This window comes from Streptomyces sp. NPDC002730 (genome assembly GCF_042888805.1).
Taxonomy (GTDB): domain Bacteria; phylum Actinomycetota; class Actinomycetes; order Streptomycetales; family Streptomycetaceae; genus Streptomyces.
Genome location: NZ_JBIAQG010000014.1, coordinates 274,810 through 292,027, shown reverse-complemented (window position 1 = coordinate 292,027; position 17,218 = coordinate 274,810). Strand labels below are relative to the sequence as shown.

10 protein-coding genes and 2 pseudogenes are annotated in these 17,218 nt (G+C 66.9%); 6 read left to right on the top strand and 6 right to left on the bottom strand.

All coding sequences use genetic code 11. The annotated features are described in order from the left end of the window. Positions 1–12: 12 nt before the first annotated feature. Positions 13–2,256: a hypothetical protein gene (locus tag ACFYXH_RS32815; RefSeq protein ID WP_389570720.1), complete on the top strand. Its 2,244-nt coding sequence runs from the start codon at positions 13–15 to the stop codon at positions 2,254–2,256. Positions 2,257–2,741: 485 nt separating this feature from the next. Here ACFYXH_RS32815 and ACFYXH_RS32810 read toward each other — a convergent pair whose 3' ends face one another. Next, positions 2,742–3,041 carry a transposase gene (locus ACFYXH_RS32810; RefSeq protein ID WP_389570798.1) on the bottom strand — a complete coding sequence of 100 codons (300 nt, stop codon included), beginning with the start codon at positions 3,039–3,041 and terminating at the stop codon, positions 2,742–2,744. Positions 3,042–3,275: 234 nt separating this feature from the next. Further along, on the bottom strand, positions 3,276–3,491 hold the full coding sequence (locus ACFYXH_RS32805) for a DUF6243 family protein (RefSeq protein WP_179879016.1): 216 nt from the start codon (positions 3,489–3,491) through the stop codon (positions 3,276–3,278). A gap of 551 nt (positions 3,492–4,042) precedes the next feature. Between ACFYXH_RS32805 and ACFYXH_RS32800 the strand changes: the two genes are divergently transcribed. After that, positions 4,043–4,705, top strand: a complete 663-nt coding sequence (locus ACFYXH_RS32800) for a hypothetical protein (protein ID WP_389570716.1) — start codon at positions 4,043–4,045, stop codon at positions 4,703–4,705. Between the two features lie 151 nt (positions 4,706–4,856). On the opposite strand, the gene ACFYXH_RS32795 is transcribed toward ACFYXH_RS32800, so the two are convergent. Both ACFYXH_RS32795 and ACFYXH_RS32790 read right to left on the bottom strand, forming a co-directional pair. Next, complete coding sequence (locus ACFYXH_RS32795; RefSeq protein WP_389570712.1) at positions 4,857–6,263, bottom strand: IS1380 family transposase; 1,407 nt, start codon at positions 6,261–6,263, stop codon at positions 4,857–4,859. A gap of 128 nt (positions 6,264–6,391) precedes the next feature. Further along, entirely contained in the window at positions 6,392–6,685 is a 294-nt protein-coding gene (locus ACFYXH_RS32790) for a transposase (protein ID WP_389570709.1), read from the bottom strand. Between the two features lie 3 nt (positions 6,686–6,688). Between ACFYXH_RS32790 and ACFYXH_RS32785 the strand changes: the two are divergent. The 3 genes and pseudogenes from ACFYXH_RS32785 to ACFYXH_RS32775 form a co-directional block, all read left to right on the top strand. Continuing rightward, positions 6,689–6,933 (top strand): annotated as a pseudogene (locus ACFYXH_RS32785) (transposase); the annotation flags it as partial. A gap of 254 nt (positions 6,934–7,187) precedes the next feature. Next, the gene (locus ACFYXH_RS32780; protein WP_389570706.1) at positions 7,188–9,323 is read left to right on the top strand and encodes a hypothetical protein; all 2,136 of its coding nucleotides are present in this window, start codon (positions 7,188–7,190) and stop codon (positions 9,321–9,323) included. A gap of 81 nt (positions 9,324–9,404) precedes the next feature. Then, positions 9,405–15,272, top strand: a complete 5,868-nt coding sequence (locus tag ACFYXH_RS32775; protein ID WP_389570703.1) for a hypothetical protein — start codon at positions 9,405–9,407, stop codon at positions 15,270–15,272. 157 nt (positions 15,273–15,429) lie between these two features. Here the strand turns inward: ACFYXH_RS32775 and ACFYXH_RS32770 are convergent. Then, a pseudogene (locus ACFYXH_RS32770) lies at positions 15,430–15,525 on the bottom strand (IS5/IS1182 family transposase); the annotation flags it as partial. A 117-nt stretch (positions 15,526–15,642) separates the two neighbouring features. Here ACFYXH_RS32770 and ACFYXH_RS32765 point away from each other — a divergent pair. Next, entirely contained in the window at positions 15,643–15,861 is a 219-nt protein-coding gene (locus ACFYXH_RS32765) for a hypothetical protein (protein WP_389570806.1), read from the top strand. Between the two features lie 172 nt (positions 15,862–16,033). Here the strand turns inward: ACFYXH_RS32765 and ACFYXH_RS32760 are convergent, their stop codons facing one another. After that, positions 16,034–17,218: a Wadjet anti-phage system protein JetD domain-containing protein gene (locus ACFYXH_RS32760; RefSeq protein WP_389570699.1), complete on the bottom strand. Its 1,185-nt coding sequence runs from the start codon at positions 17,216–17,218 to the stop codon at positions 16,034–16,036.

The window sequence follows — 17,218 nt, the reverse complement described above, 5'->3', positions numbered from 1 at the left end:
GTGAGGTAGGACATGAGCGAGAGCAACTTCAACGGTCCGTTCCCGGTTCCGGTTTCTCGGGAGAAGCAAGAGGCATGGATCAAGGCCGTACTGGCGACCGAGGGGGCGAATCTTCCCCGTGGCGCACTGGAGAACATTGCCCCCTTCATCGTTGATCCCGATGACACCTTGAGCGAGCCCGACGCCCACGGCGTACGCATGCTCAAGGCAAGCACGGTCCGACGCATCCATACAGACGCGGGTGACATGGTCGTCGCCGTCGTCCGGATGCACGGCGTCGGTGGGGTGCAATGGGGCCACAACGAGCGGATCAGCTCCATCTGGCGCTCCGTCGCGGATCCGACCGTCGGCCGGGAGACAGAGAAAACCTTGACTTCGGTCCGGCCATGGGTGGGCGTGGACGAAACTGGACACGAGACGTGTTTCGCCGCACTGGAAAGCGTCGTGCCCAACCGGCGCACGTTGATCATGAATGCCGAGGACGCGGCGGACGAGCTGAAGAGGCGGGACCGCGTCCGCCCATACGACCTTGAGGAAGACCTCGTCCTCAACGGACAACAAGACCCCGGGATGTACGTCCCTCAGCAGGTGAGGATCGAGGAGAACCCGGAGAGGGACTCTGACGGCAACCCTCTTTACCCGGATGCTTATTGGGGATGGATGGCAGTTCGAGGGAATAATCGAACACAGAAACGGCAATCGATTTTCCGTTTGACATCCAGTGAAGTGCTGGCCGGCGTCCCGGCGGAGAAGCTCGAACGGGAGGGGGAAGAGATCATCTGCGACCCCCGTGACTGGCTCCCGGAATTCTCCGCCGTACTCAACAGAGAGTTCGCGGAGACGGGCGACGGCGAACTCGATCCGACGAGCGGCTCGCGGGCACGACGCGCTGCCGCCATCGCCGTGGTGGACGCACATCTGGTGATCGGCACACCCACTCCACAGCGGCTCTACCGCATCGTGCAGATGAACAACCGGCGAGATCATGTCCACCCGCCGCTGGAGTTCGACGCCCTCGACCGCTCTCGCGCGCTGGGGCGGAGCGTTCTTGGGATGTACGTGGAGCAACAGGTCATGGACGAGAAGACGGCAGAGGTCCTTTCCGGGCTCACGCCGATCCGTGAACTCCCGGACGCGTCGGTGGACATGACGGTCTCCGAGCTGCGAGACCTGCGCTCCATGCGGTTGTTGCAGGAACTGTTTCCAGTGGATCCGCGCAAACGTCATCTGCTGCGGCGCGCGCTCAGCGAGAACCCGCCGTCCCAGCTCAAGTCGGGAGAGATCAACCAGCGGGCCCGCACATGGTCCGCGCTGACCTCCGAGAGCTACCCAGCACCGTGGAACCCCCGCGTGGGTCAGGTTTTCTCCACCCGGGCCAGGGAGGGAATCGTCCTCTCCGGGCGCAGGCTGCCTGAACTACTCTCCGCCGCGGACACCGATGACGACGCCTTCGACGAACTGGTGTCCTACAGGGCGGCGCACTGGCTGGCCTCCTTCGGCATCATCGAGGCCGACCGGGGCTCGCTCGACGGCCAGGAAGCGATCGGTGACGGAGGGGAACGGATTCGCCGATCCCGCAGGACCGTCATGAACTGCCTGCAGGCCCTGCGGTACGAGAAGAGCCGGCTGATGGCAGTCGGCGTACTCAAGTCGCTAGCCGCGGCCATGGACGACGGAGACCGACGGCCCTGGCGCGTCAGCGGCTCCGGCAAGGAAATGACGGGGAGGGAGATGACACCGCTCTGGTTCGACAGCGAGTTCCCGAAGGACACCGGCACCCGGCCCCGCAAGACCGAAGTGGCTGCACCGCCGTCGCTCACCGCACTGACGGCGTCTGCACCCCTCCCGTCATCTGTGCTGCCCGCGCTATCACCCGCGACGCCAACGCCCGCACCCATGGCATCAGCGCCCACGCAACCCCTCGTGCCACCGCCCGCCCGTGCGATCCCCGCCCAAGTCGAAGCGCCCGACACCGATGCGCCGGACGACGCCGACAGGCCAGCCGCCTCTCCGGATGAACCCTTCACCGTCGAGGCCCTGGTGACCCGGGTCGAGGAACGGGTCCGTGGCCTGCACACGGCCTCAGCCGAAATCGGCGAACTCCTCGGCTACCTCGCGGAACAGGGCCGCGCAGAGTCCGTCACCCAACCCATCAGCCGGCAGCGGGCCGATACGACCGTGCGCCTCCTCAACCAGACGCTATCCAAGCTACGCAGGCTGCCTGAGCTCATGGAGGAGATGTCGGAACCCATCTGACGCATTGTTGGCGGGCCGACCCTGCGTGGCCAATCATGCGTCGATCCAGCCCGGGACCCGGTCCGCACCACACCATAGGTGTGATCGCCCGTCAAACCAGCTGACGTTCATCGACATGGTGCTTCCACGCTCAACTAACCCTGCCTAGCCCCAGGAAGCGGCCAGCTCCGGGTACTACCCAACCGACCCTGCGTACCGCCTGTCCGCACTCTCCGAGCTGCGCAGCTGCGTACGTTCGAAAAGCCCCAGCGTGGAGGAAGCGTCCAAGGCGTTGGGGCACTCGAGGGTGAAGGGCTACGACCTGGTTCGCCAAGGAAGGTTTCCGTGCCGTGTGCTCCGCGTCGGCCGCAGCACGCGCGTCGTCACCGCCTCCCTGCTCCCGCGTGCTCGACAGCGGCGAGCCCGAGTACAACGAGGCGTCCAGCACGAGAACTGGAATCCGCCGGCCAGCGAGGCTCCGCATCGCCTGTTCTGTCACACAGCCCCTATGAGCGGGGTCCTGGCTGTAGCTGTCCGACCAGGTGGAAGACGTCCCGAGCCGCGTAGCGTTTGAGGCAACGGACGATTTCGCGCCGGGTCTTGCCCTCCTTGATCCGGCGCTCGTAATAATCCGGAGTGCGCGGGTCGACCCGCCGACGGGTGAACACGATGCGGTGGAACGCGGCATTGGTCTGACGGTCGCCACCACGGTTGAGGCGACGGAACTGCCAGCGTCCCGAGGGACGCTCGACGGGACTGACCCGGCACAAAGCGGCGAAGGACGCCCTGCACGCTCTTCCTGACAGTGTCGCCCGGGCTGGGCACGGGGATCGCGCTGGTGGTGATGCTGCTGGTGCAGCTCGGGTGTTGGCGGTGACGGCGCTGCTGAATCTGCCGCCGCCCCGGGTGGTCGGCTGAGACGCGGGTGCTCGGCCGAGAGCTGAGCGGGACCGGCCGCGCCCGGTACGGCAGCAGGGCCCGGACCGCGCGTCGCGGTCCGGGCCCTGCCCCGAGCGGTGCCGCCCTGCGGCGGCGGTGCGTCAGCTCTGTGCGGTGTCGTCGCTCGTCTGCCCGGCGCCCTCGGCTGCGCCTGCCTTCTCGCGCATCTTGCGCACCAGCTCCGCCTTCTGGTCGGCTGCACCCTGGCGGTCGAGGTTGCGGTGCGGACCATTGTTCTGCCGTTCGGCGCGGGACAGCTTCTTGCGCTGGCCGCCGCCCATGCCCACGGGGTTGTTGATGTTCTTGCTCACGGTCACGGGTTCTCCCGGTAATGATGTGAAGTGATCTACGGATTCATCGGTGGGGGACGGGCGGCGACGTCGAAGGACGTCAGCAGGGGCCCATCACGCTCTCACTCGTAAATCGGCGTCTGGAAGAACATGACAAAGACGTTACCCGGTTCCTTCGGCCCCGCACACCAACCTTTTCGCCGCCCCGGCGTCGGCCGGGCCTTCGGCGAGCGCCCGGGGCCAGCCGTTTCCTTCCGGGAATCTCAGCACCGCCAGCACCCGCCGGAGGTCGCCGCCCGCCCGGGGCAGGTCCAGATGGGCGTTACTGGGCCGCCGCGGGCGTTGTCAGTGGTCGCGAGCACACTGACGGCATGAGAGATCATCTCACTTGCGCCCCGCCGTTGCGGCCAGCCGCTGCGGAACGTCTGCGCAGCGAGGCGTCGTTCGCGGCGCTGTGCGCGGTCAGCCCGCCCGAGTGCGGCCCTTCGCCTCCGTGACACAGCTGGGAACTGATCACCGGGCTACGGAGTCCGTCATAGTGTGAACGGCCGGGATGCCAGTGAAGTGGTGGGGAAGTTGTGACGAACAGCAGCGGTAGCAATCCGTCGGCAGCGGGTCCGGGCACGTCTGCGCCGGGTCAGCCGCGCTGGGCCTGGTGGGTCGTAGGCATCGTCGTGCCCGTCGTTGGCATCGCAGCCACGGTGTTCGTCAACAACCGGCACAACTCTGCTGACGACTCGAAGCCACCCGCCGTCGCGGGGGCACCGTCTGCCACGCATGATCAAGCCAAGCCAGCCGCATCAGCGGATCCGGCCAGCCCGGAGAACACGGCGTCCCGCGCCATGTTCGGTCCACACGACATTCAGTTCCGGACCAGCGCCTACGGGATTGACATCGACTTCGACACGCGCAAGCCGCTTGTTGCGGATGACCTCAAGGGCGCCGACTTGTCGGCCGTCACTGATGGAAGCGGGACGGCTGGTTCCACCAACTTCCATGGCGGCCCCCGGCTCGCGGCGATCATCGCGCCGATTTCGGGAAGTGATGCTGATCCAACCGAGGCGCAGTGCACGGAGGCGTTGCGGAGCAACGGCGACCCCATGCTGCAGGACCCGCCTCAGAATGCGCAGTTCTGTATTCAGACCACCGAGGGGCGTATTGCGTTCGTGCGTGTCGTGTCGGCCGCACCGGGTGGGCACACCATGAGGCTCACAGCGACGGTTTGGGACCTCGCCACCTAGCCTCGCCTTTTCGGTTGGGGCGATGAGGCGTCGTTGAGGGGCAACTGTCGCGTGGCCGACGCGTTTTCGGTGTTCGGGCATGGCGGAAACCCGGCGCGGTGGTCGGGTTCTCCGGGGCCCTTCGGGTCGTGGGCGGTCAGGGGTTTGCCGGTCAGCCGGCGGGACGGGGCAGTGCGGCGAGGCGATGGAAGGCCATGGCCAGTTCGTTTCTCCAGGGCCAGGTCGCCGATATCCGCAAGCGCAGGCGTCGACCCCCGCGGGTGAGGCGGGCGGCGACATGCAGCAGCCGGTAGCGGAGCTTCTTCGGCTCGGCAGTGGCCAGCTCCCCGTCCAGCAGCAGGACACGCGTCCAGGCCAGCAGATCGATCGCCGCGAGGCTGAGTTCGAGCCAGACGGCGTTGACGGCGAAGTCGCGGGAGGGGAAGCGGCCGAAGCCGGTGGTCTTGCCGCACCGGATATGGTCCTCGACAGTGGCATGCCCGCGGTGACGGACCTCCAGGTACTGGGCGGATCCGCCCCCGGAGTACGGAGTGTCGGTGAGGAACACCTGATGGCGCAGGCCCTCGTCCTGATCGAACAGGGACAGCTGGGCTCCGGGGTGCGGCCGCTCCCGGCGCAAGATGATGCGGGTCCCGGTCGGATAGCCGCCCAGATCGACCATGCCGGTCAGCTCGGCCACCTCGGCGCCATCACGCAGCGTCCCGTCCTGGTCCAGGGCGGGATGCCAGAGGCGGTCGGGTATGGCCCGGACGGCTCGGCGGACCGGCTCGGTGATTGCATATCCGACCGAGAAGAAGGTACGAATTCCTCGTTTTTGCAGGTCGCGGACATGGGCGAGGAAGGCTTTCGCGGATCCGGCACTGTCGGCGCGGACCAGGATGTCGGTGTCGTGCCGGTGAGCGTCGGGGATCTGCGCGAGCGCCTGGTCGAGCACCGCAATGTGATCGGCGGCAGTGTTGGCTCCGGAATTCCCGGGCCGCAGCCGCCCCGACACGGCCTCGCCGGTGTTCGCGAGGAAACACAGCAGCGGGTGGAAGCCGAAGCTGCCCTTATAGGTCGGTGCGGCCTGCTCTTTGTCGGAGTGGCAGGTGACCAGCGTGGCGTCGAGGTCCAGAACCAGGCCGGGAAGTTCTCGTCCGCCGGCCCGAGCAGCAGGTATGCCCTCGCCGGTCTCGGCGGCCTGCATCCAGGCGACTTCCCGGGCTGAACCGCGGGCCGCTCGCAGCGAAGCGAGTGCAGCCTCGTCGGTGTCGGCGAGCAACCGCCAAGCCGTAGGCGTGGAGGCGACCGGGCCGAACACCCCTGCCTGGTCCCGCAGCACGGCCAGATCCGCGATCGCCTCACCACCGCCGGCGAGCATCACCGCCAGGTCGGTGACGACCCGGCCCGGATCATGCCCGGTCCCGCGCGGCCGAAGCGACCTGAGAGCGGCGGAGTACGCGGCCGTCAGCCCGGTGGCATCAGCTAGATCCGCCAGCAACCGTGCCCCGGCATGCCCGACCACCCCCGACCCATCGGCACTGACATGGACCTTGGGACGCAACCCGATAGCCTGCACGTAGAAAGTGCCCTCCGTCTGGACCGACAGAACCCCTCAGCAAGGTTCATCGTCCCAGGTCAGGAAGGCACTTTCGCGTTCCGCCCCAAAGCCAGCCGTACCCAAGTGAAACGGCGGGGCTAGCTGCCCTAGCAGGTGGAAGACCTCCCGGGCCGCATAGCTTTGAGGCAACGGACGATTTCGCGCCGGGTCTTGCCCTCTTTGATCCGGCGCTCGTAATAGTCCTGGGTGCGCGGGTCGACCCGCAGACGGGTGAACACGATGCGATGGAGCGCGGCATTTGCCTGACGGTCGCCACCACGGTTGAGGCGACGGAACTGCCGACATCCGGAGGAACGCTCGACAGGACTGACCCCGCACAAGGCGGCGAAGGACGCCTCACTGTCCAGGCGTTCCGGGTTGTCCCCCAGCGTGATCAGCAAGGCAACGCGATCCTCTACGTGGACCGCACCGGCATCCCCTGGCGCTACCTCCCGCACGACTTCGCCCTATGGGCCACGGTCTACGGCTACTTCGCAAAGTGGCAGCAGGACGGCGTGTTCGAACAACTCACCGGGCTGCTGCGTCGCCTGGTCCGCGAACGCGAGGGCCGAAAGAGCGAGCCTCCGCCTGCGTTCTCGACTCCCAGACCATCAAGACCTCCGCCCATGTCCACCTCACGGACCAGGGCAGGTCCCGGCAACCTGGCCTGATCAGAGAGGCATCCCACAGGTGGGCAGTGCGGCCATATTTTGCAGGAAAGAGCACGAAGTGGGAGGTGGATGTCCGAGTAGTGCGCTAAAAATCAGTATGGGGCAGAAGAAAGCGCGGGGGGGACGTGATGTTGCCAATCACCTCTAGTGCGATCCGTGGTCGTCGCTGGGTCACGACCGCGGGCCGGCTACGGAGCCACCGGTGATGGGGCTGCCAGCGAGGGGTGCGCCGTTGTCCTTCCATGAGCTGACGCTGGGCTGCGACGCGATGCCGGGTGAGGTGAAGGAGGAGTTGGTCGCCTTCCTCGAAGACGTGGCACAGGTGCGGCGTGGGCCTTTACACGTGTGCACCGCGTTCAACGCCGTGTACTTCGGATATGACCTTGATGCCGGCGCCTACAGCACAGGCACCCTTGACCCGGAGGCGTTCACTCTCCTGGGCTCCGATATCCGGAATCCGCTGCCGCCGGTGGGTTCCTTTGTGCGAATAGAGCGTGGGGCGCACTCATTGTGGGGAGAGGTCTGTGCGTCGTTCGGTGCCTCGCCCGACGTCGAGGAGGACGGATGGACTCCGGGCGCACTGTCGGGAGCGCCGTTTTCGGGTGGGCCGGAGGTCGCGCTCGCGCGTGCGGTAATTGACTGGGACGCTCTTGGAGCGTTGACGTCCGTTGAGCACAAGGAACTTGCCCGAATGCGTAGGTCCCCTGCTGGGGTAGTGGACCGGTGGGGCCACTTGGTGGGGACTGCCGACACGAGCGGTCTTATGTCCGGGCGGGACCACAGCGGGCTGTACCGGCAGTTCCTCATGGGCCCGGGACAGCGGTTGCTGGCGGCGGGAGACCTGGGCCCGTTACTCCAGGACTCTGCGGACACCGTGGCGGCGGAGCGTGCTCTGCAGGAGTGCTTCAGAACCTTGGAGGAGTTGTTGCGCCAGGCTCCGGGGTTGGCTGTATGGGACCTGTATGCGCAGCCTGTGGACCGGCATCAGCAGTTCGCGTCCGGCCCGGTGGCAGCAGAGATGGTGGATCGGTTCACACGACCGGCCCCGGGAGGTTCGCCACGCTACACCGCGGTATGGCCGGTGCTGGCTGGTTGGGAACGCGAGGTGGGTGATGAGCACGCGTTGGAGCTCACCGCGGCGGCCTCGGCAGTGGTTGATGCCAACCTTGCGCTGGCCTTCCAGGCCACCGCAGGCGATCTGCGCCGCAACGTGGACTTGCGGATCGATGACAGTTGGCAGCAGGGCGGCATCTGGCGGGCTCAAACGCTGCCGGTTGACGCGGTGTTGGCGGACTGCGACCCGTTGACGCCAGCCGGCTTGGGGCATCTGGAGCATCTCCTACCTGGCGCTGCCAAACGCACAGGCAGCGCCAGCCCTAGGCAGACCGGCTCTGTGGTGCATGTGGAGCATCTGGACGAAGCGCTGCTGGTGGTTTCGGTGGCTCTATCAGAGGCGGACCTGTCGGCCGGGCGACTGCCGCTGCCGGATGCGGTGCCGTCGCTGTTAGGCAAGGGGCCTTTGACGCTGGAGGTACACCACAGCGGCCAGCTGTTGGATCGTGATCTAGCCCGGCAGCATACGCAACGAGGGCCCGGCGGGCTGGTATCCGTGAACTGGCCGGATTCCTTCTACCCCGGCATCAAAGTCACTGTGGCTGCTGCGCGCTCCGGCCGGCAATTGATAGTCACCACGACGCTCCTACCGGATCCCGTGCGGGTGGGGGATGCTCTCCTGGCCTGGTGCTTCGACCCGGTGCTGCTGGCCGAGGCGTGGGGCCTGCTGGATATCCCGCCCCCGCCGTTGAGTCCCGGGTCGCCGACGCATCGGCCGACCGGTGGGGGGCATCGGCCGCCGGTGACGGCACTGGAGGTACTGATCGTGGCTGCATTGTTGCGTGATGGAAGGGTCGGTACGGCCCGCTCCCGGTCGTTGGACGGCCAGCAGTTGAGTGCGGCAATGTTCGGCCCGGATGTGGTCACGCCGCCCTTGTTGTGGACGGTGATCCACACCTGCGAGGACATGGCGGCGGCTGGTCTCCTTACCCGCACGATCGTCGCTCACGACGGCGTGCTGCCGGAGGTGTTCACCTGGTGGCCCGACACCGAAGAGGCCCGGGAGGCACAGCGAATCGCCGTGGGCGCCGATACGGCCGTGCGGCAAATACGGCACTGGCGGCGCCCCTGGGAACGCAGGCTGCCGGACGGGCACAACGCCACCCCCGCTGCAAGTGCGCGATATGCCCAGTGGCGTATCGAGGTCGACGGCCCTGATGCCAACACCGAGCTACCCGAGGGACACACATTTGTACGCGGCCATCGCAGGGGCGAGGGACAGGCCCCCGCCTGGCACCAGCATCTGCAGCGCTGAACTACTGAAAGGAATCCTGTGGCACGCCGCACGCCGCGTACCCCGCATCACACTCTTACTGAGCCGCAACGCACCCAGTACTTGGCCCTGGAGCAGGCCGTCGCAGAACTGCCTGACCCCGTCGGGGATGTGCTGGCACTGGTCACCGAGGAGCAGCTCTCCTCAATGTTGGAACGCCTCAGCCGTAAGAGCCGCACGGCGGTTCTGCAGGAGTTGCGCACTCCATCGGTCGGGCAACCGAGCACCCACGCGGTACGGCAGGCGCTGGGAGCCTTGCGGCGCAGCGAAGGGGCTCAACAGACACACACCATCGGCACGCTCACCCAGCCCACACTCGACGGTATGTGGGACGGACTGTCCACCTGGTTGGAACAGGGGTCTGACCAAGACCTTTCCGGATTGGAAGAGCTGGCTCCGGACCGGACCGTACTGCTGCTTACCGGTCTGGTTCAGTGGAGGGTCACACATCTTGCGGTCCCATTGCTGCACTTGGTGCTGCGCGACCATCCCCTGTCGTCGTGGCCTGCCGAGGATGCAGACGCCATTGTGCGGGCCTGCCAGGCATTCGAGGAAGCCCATCGAAGCCGTCCGATCGACAGCACGCCGTCCGAACCAGCTCCTCGGTCGGTGGAGCCGCCCGTCGATAGGGAGGAACCCGCGGTACGGGATGAACCCGTCAGCACCATCGATCTGAGTACCACAGCAGCCTGTACGACCCAGGCCGAACGATTGCGTGATGCCTTTGCGTCGGCCACCCAGGTCGTATCCGAGGCTGCGACCTTGCTGGCGGCAGGCAGGGTGGTGCCCTCTGAGCTGCTACAACCTGTCGGGCAGGTAGGGCAGGTTGTCGATGAGGTGCACGCGGCAGTAGCGCTGGCACTGCACGAGCCCGGGCCGTATCCGGAGCAGGACCTTCCGGGCCTGCTGGATGCGCTGGAGACACTGGGAGCTGCGGCTGACCAGGATTACGCACTACGGGAGATCCTGCAGCGCGTCGCAGCGGCGAGCGGCCCGGTGGGACACCCAGCGATCGCACAACTTCGTACAGCCGCAGAGTCGTTGTTGGCCGTCAATAAGTGGGCTCCTCAACAGGTTCAGGAGGCTGAATGTCTGGCCACGGTCGCGGAGCTGGCGTACGCGGTGGAGTCGGACGATGACGATGGTGCCGACGCACTGACCGAGCGACTGCGTCAGACACTGCCCCCGGCCATCGCACCTGTGTTGACCTTGATACTGCGCGGCAAGGCTGTCGTTCCATCTGTTCCCACCAGCGCCGGCCCGATAGGCGGGAACGATCCAGGAGGCGCGCACGAACCGGCACCACAAGGATCGGCTTCCTTGGAACTCCCGCCCCTCCAGGAACCAGGTGGCATCCCGCCCAGCGACGGTGCGGAGTCTTCAGACACTGATGCATCGCTGATCCCAGTCCCCCGTCACGGGTTCGACGTCGAGCCAGGAGCTCTGGCGGCTGGTTCTTTCAAGCCAGCACCGCCCTCAGCGGCACCGTCGGCGGACCGTACGGTGACCGTCGACAGGCAGTGCACACCAGTGCGACCAGCGGCCGCCCACACCACGGCAGAACTCGCAGTCTCGAAGTCAGATACGCCTGCCAGTCTTCCTGCTCCTGCTGCCTCTCCCGTCCTTGCCGATCTGACCGCGCGGGGCCAGCTAGCTCTCGCTCACCACGCCGCTAACGCTCTCGGCCACCTCGCCACCGCCTCGGCGCTGCGCTCCCTGGTCCTGGCCGAGGCCATGCGCTCGGACACCGGCGCCTGTGCCCATGAACTACGTGCGGCGGTGACCGATCAGCTGCAGCACGGTGTGCCGGACTCCTTGGCCGATCAGTTGATCGTGTTGGCCGCCGTCGTCCGGTCCGGTCTGCTCGCAGGAGATCCCGACAGTGGCGAACTCGCCTTGAAGATCGCTGCGCAGTGGCACGACTTGCCCGGAACCAGCGCGGTCGCTACCGCAATTGGTCACGCGTCCGCCCGGGGACAGTTGTCTGGACGAACCACTCTCAACGTCCTGGCCGCCCGCCCCGATACTGGTGATGACCTCGCCGTCATCTGCGACACTGCCCGCGCCGAACTGCGCACCGGCCCCAACCTCAGCAACCTGCGGGCAAAGCAGTTCGCCGAACAGTGGTGGGCACCCGACGGCAGGATCGGCGCCCTGCTGCATGCAGTGGCCGATGACCGACGGGACTTGGCAACCAGCACCCGACAGCAGTTGCGGGACCTGGGTGCGCCCGGGGCGCTGTCCACCTTCTTGGACGCTGACGACAAAGCAGCCCGAGGCACATCCCGCAAACTCAAGAACGCTGCCCGCTCGCGAATCCTGCAGTACGCCACCAACTCCCTCGACGTAGTCCAACAGTGGCTGGTGCTCATCGCCCAGGTCCAACCCCGTGCAACCGACCCTCTTTCGTTCCTGCACGAGGCGGTCCAGCCGCACCGCCAAGGCATGACCGATGAGCTGACCGCCCTGACCGAGACCGACCCGAAGTCCCTCACCGCGGCCGCGGCACGGAGCTGCTTGGCGAGCCTTGAGACAACGGCGCGGCTTTTGGCTGGCGGAACCCTCACCGGCACCGAGCCTGAACCGTCCACCGTCCTGAACAGTGACCTGCTGCGGGCCCCCGACCTTGAGCTCAACTCCCGCCTGGTCCCTTCCCGTACCCCGACACTGGACGACGTCACAGTCGCCGACCGCGCCGACTGGGCCCAGGCGGTGCGCGCGAATATCGACCGGGAGAACTATGCCATCGCCCGGATCGCCCTGGACGCACTGGAACAAGCGGACACTACTTCCCCAACGCTGACAGACGAACTGCGTGCCACGTTGCACACCCGGCGTGCCCATAGCGGCAGCGCGATCAAAACCCTGCACGGCGAACTGACGCGCGATATCGACACCGCCACCCGGCTGGGCCGGGTGCCCGAGCACGGGCGCGCCCGGATCACCGCCCGGATGGAAGCCGCGCACAGCGCGCTGGCCGGCGATGCTCTCGGTGCTGTCCGCCGCGAGTGTGAGGCCATTCGCGAGGAACTCACCGTTCTGGGTGCCGAGGCCGCCCGGTCCCTGCAGGAACGGGCCACCGTGGAGCTCAACGAGGCTGACGCGCCCACCCGACTGACCGACGCTGTAAGACAGCTGATCGTCGAGGGTGACCTTGCGACGGCCGAAGAGTACTTGCTGGCGGCCCGCGAGGGGAACACGCCGCCACGTGCACAGCACACCGCGCTGGCCGACTTCGATGCCTTTTTCCCTGCGGTCCCACAAGCCCTGGCCGATGGCATCACCCCCGCGGTGATCACCGCGGCCGAGAACGGCACCAGCCTGGGCCCCTTGGACTTCGGCCCCCTGTCCCCCGGTGATCGTAAAATCGCCGTGGCCGCACTCACTGCCTGGCACCACGTTGCCACCCGATGGGCCCAGGTCCGCACCAACACCTACGTACTGAGCCCGGCTCTGCGTCTGGCCGGTATCGAATATGAGCGCGAGGCCGATCCCGGCCTGCCGGTCGCCTCAAACCTGCGCCGGTGGGTCGATCTTCGCGACGTGACACTGATCGGCAAGGTTCGCCTGCCGGCTTTCGGTACGCAAGCGGACGGCCGACTGCGACTACTGATGACGTCCGAGGTCACCGACGCTGCCAAGCTCCTCGCCTGGGTCCAGCAAGATCCCAGCTCCATCCCCGTCATGATCGCGTTCATCGGCACCCTATCTCCCGCTCAACGCAGAGCCCTGGCCGCAGCCTGCGCCGAACATCCCGCCAAACCCGTTCTGGTACTGGACGCTGCTGCTCTGGCCTACCTGGCCTCCCGCGGCAGTGGCCAGTTCACCTTGACTGAACGCATCCTGGCCCCGTTCAGTGCCATCAATCCCTACACCCCCGACGCCAACGAAGCCGTGCCGGAGGAGATGTTCTACGGTCGCGCCGAGGAACTGTCCGCCGTCACTGACCAGCACGGTGTCAGTCTCTTGTACGGCGGGCGCAGGCTGGGAAAGTCGGCCCTCCTACGGGCCGCTGGTCGCCGCCACGCCCTCACCGAAGGTCATGTCGCGCTCTACCTACCGCTGCCCAGTAGCCTGGCCTCGGGCACAGAGGAAATCTGGGACATGATCTCCACCGAGCTGGGTCGGGCAGGGATCGGTCTGGCACCCGGCCGGCGCGCCTCCACCGCGTTTCGGCGTGTCCGGGATGCCGTCACGGCCTGGCTCGATCAGGACCGGACCCGACGGTTGCTGCTCCTGCTCGACGAGTGCGACTCCTTCTTCGACGCCGAAGCCGACGCCGGCTTCCCTCAGACCACCCGCCTGCGGGACCTGATGAGCGCGACCGAACGCCGCTTCAAGCCCGTCTTCGCCGGTCTGCACCAGGTCCAGCGCTTCGCCGGTCTGCCCAACCAACCCCTCGCCGAGGCGCACTTCGGCAGAGCCCTGGGCATCGGCCCCCTCTCCCCTGGCCCTGCCTACCGTCTACTCCAGGAGCCCGCTGAAGTCCTGGGGATCAACTTCGCGCACGACAGCCTCATCCACCGCCTGCTGGCCTACTGCAACTACCACCCCAAACTCCTTCAGGTCGCCGGCGAGGCCCTCGTCAGCGAAGCACTGGCCAGCCGCACGCCCGACGGGCCACCCTGGACCATCGACAACGACATCCTCGAACGCGTTGTCGGCTCGCCGGACCTGCGACGTCGTATCCGCGACACCGTGCGCCTCAACCTCAACCTCGACCCCCGCTACAAGGTCATCGCATTGCTCATCGCGCACAACGCCCACACGCATGGCGTCGAACACAGCATGAGCACGCGCGCCCTGCGCCAGCAATGCGCTGAATGGTGGCCCGAGAGCTTCACCCACCACACGGCCGACGAGTTCCGCGTCCTGCTGGAAGAGATGCTGGGCCTGGGGATCCTGGCCACCGAACGTGACGGCTGGCGCCTGCGCTCCTCCAACGTCCTGCGGCTCTTGGGTACCCAGGACGCCATCGAGGAAGAACTCCACGCTCACGATCCCAACGACATCTCCACCCGTCTGTCCATCAGCCAGGCTCGGCGCCCGCTTCCCGGCGCCCGAATTAGTCCCCTGACGGAACAGCAGATCGCAGGTCTGGTACGCCGCAACAACGCGCTGCGCATCGTGCTTGGCACCGACGCCACCTGCCTCGATGACGTCACCGCCGCGCTGACCGACCAGCAGCAACGCACCCCCAGCGAGCTGGCACCCCTGATCAAACCGGCCACACCCCACGCATACCGCCAGGCGCTGAGCGCAGGCAAGGCCCGCAGCCCTCACCGGCTGATCGTCAGTGACATGCGACACTTCAAGCCCGACCGCGTCGATACCGCTCTGCGCGACGCCATCACCCGCCAACCCGCCTCCGGCGTAACCCGCTGCGTCATCGCCCTCATTGACGCCGGGAATCGCGAACACCTTGAGGTCCTGTCCCGCTACGCGGAAGAGGACATTCTTGTCCCCCTGCAGCGCGCCACCACCGACGGCATTCGCAGTTGGGTCACCCCCACCGATGTCCTGACCGCCTTCAACGCCCCGGAAGACCGCCGCCGCCTCTTCGCCACGACCGGCGGTTGGCCGATGCTGCTCAATCAAGCCGCCGAGCTGGCCGCCACGAGGCACAGCGCAGCGGACATCTGCCGCACCCTGCACGACGCCCTCGCCACACCCGCCGGTGCCAACCAGCTTCTGGAAGCAGCCGCCCTCACCGGTCCGGCCCTGCAGGGCATCCTGCACGACCTGTCCGAACTCGACGAGCCCCTGTCCGAAGACGACCTCGTCGACCTCCTCACTTCAGAACACCCCGACGCCGCTGACGCACTGGCCACCCTGCGCCACTTGTCAGCCCTGACCGAGACACCCGGCACCGACGACTCGGCGCTGGAAGCAACCATCGCTACTGCCTGGCGTGCACACGGACCACGCTAACCATCGCAGCGACACACAAAACATCGCTAAGTGCCCAAGATCCCGGTGTGACGAACAACCTGGACACCCTCGCGACTGCACTGTAAAGCGTGTTGTAGAAGGCCGTAGTCAGGCAGGCTGAACTGGGCATTTGGCGTGCCTGGTCATGCGGTGAGGGCGCGAGGTGATGCATGCGGGCGAGGGCCTGGACCGCGTGGTGGAGGCTGTCGCCGCGCTGCCGGCAGTCGCGGAGAATCTTGTAGTTCTTCATCCGACTTCCTCCGGTAGGGCTCACGGAGGAGGGCGGGGACGGAACGGCGAAGGTACGGCCGAGGAACCGGCCGCCGATGCACTCGACCGCTGCCGGATGCCCGTTGCCCTGCTGCGCCGCATGGCAGATCCGGTTCTGCGCTACGCGGAGCTGAATGCCAGGGCGGAGCGCGCCATGCGGGACGGCAAGAGCCACCGCCGCCGGCCCCAAGGTGGTCAGCGGCTGAGCCGCGTCGCCGCATCCCGCCATGCGGTGCTCGAGCGCAGCCAAGGGGGCTGGGAGAACCCCCGCTGCCCTGATCCCCGCTACACCTCGGCACTCAGCCGCAATGGGCCATGATCGCTCTGTGCCCGAGCTGCCATGCCCTGAAGACCCGTGGGACGGTGACCGACGAGTTCCGTGCTCTCCTTCGCCCTACGGCCCTCGCCAGGCACCAGGAACTGCTCGCCGCGGGTCGATGAACCTGCCCCTTCATCGACACCGACAAGCTGGCTGACGGTGTGTGCGGTTGCTAGCGGAGCTCCTTGAGGGCGTCTTCGAGCAGGTGGAACCGCACGCGTTCTTGTTCGAGTCGCACGTTGGGGCCGAACTCGCCGTCCACGAGGCCGTCGTAGACATCGGCCTCGTCCGGTGTGAGCGTGCCGAGAGGCCGGTGGGTGGGCGCATCTTCCTTCACCCACTGGCCGCGGTGCTCCAGGAGAGTGGGCCGGTTCATCAGGATTGACTGCGCGTGCGGGAAGGCCCGACGCAGCCGGTCGAGGATGGTGAACCCGTGAGTGTCCAGGTCGCCCCAGTACACAAGGCGTACATCGTGCAGCCAGGTCAGGGCGGACAGTTGGGTGACGGCGTAGCCGCCGCCGTGGATCACGATGCTGTGGGGCTGGTCGGGGAAGGCTAGGTAGGTGGTTTCATTCTCGATGACGTACACGGTCGTGATGCCGGGCGGGGGCGCGGTGAACTCATCCGCGCGGACCGTGAGTTCGCTGAAGCCCCCCAGCGACTCGCCGCCGAGCAGCCGGAATCGCAGGTAGGCGGGCTTGCGCAGGAAACGGAAGCGGGCGGCGAAGTCAGTGCGCGCGGCCTCGGCGTCGATGCGGTCGTCGGGAAGGCACTGTTCGAGCAGGGTGGTCAGGATGGCGCGGTGGCGTTCGATGAACTTGGTGTCCACCCCAGGTACGTCGAGCTGGCGCAGGTAGACGGCTGGTCCGCGGTAGTCGGTGATCCAGCGGATCGTGTCCTCCAGGCGGGGCCAGTCGGCCTCCCGTTGGAGGACCTGCATGGGGTGGGCGACCATCCAGACGATGAGCGCGGGCAGCCTTTCCTGGGTGGAGACCAGCAGGGCTTCGTAGCGGGCGACCGTGGGGGTGACGCCGAGTAGGCGCCAGAGGTCGTCGCGGTCGTCGATCCAGATGCGGTCGGGGATGTTGTTCACGCCGGCCAGGCGTCCGCCGAGTCTGCGGTATTCGATGCGCAGGTGCCGGTGTGCGCTGGGCGCCCACGATTCGGTCCAGGCGAGGACGTTGTCGTAGTGGCGGGTGATGTCGCCGGCTTTTGGGCCGCGCAGTGGAATCTCGACGGGTTCCCAGGGTGCCCCGTCGGCGAGTTGGGTGAGGTAGGTACCCGTGTTCCAGCGTTTGCGGAGGCGTTCGAGGACGGCCTGCGGCGTAGTCCAGTTGGAGTTTTGATGCGTCGTCAT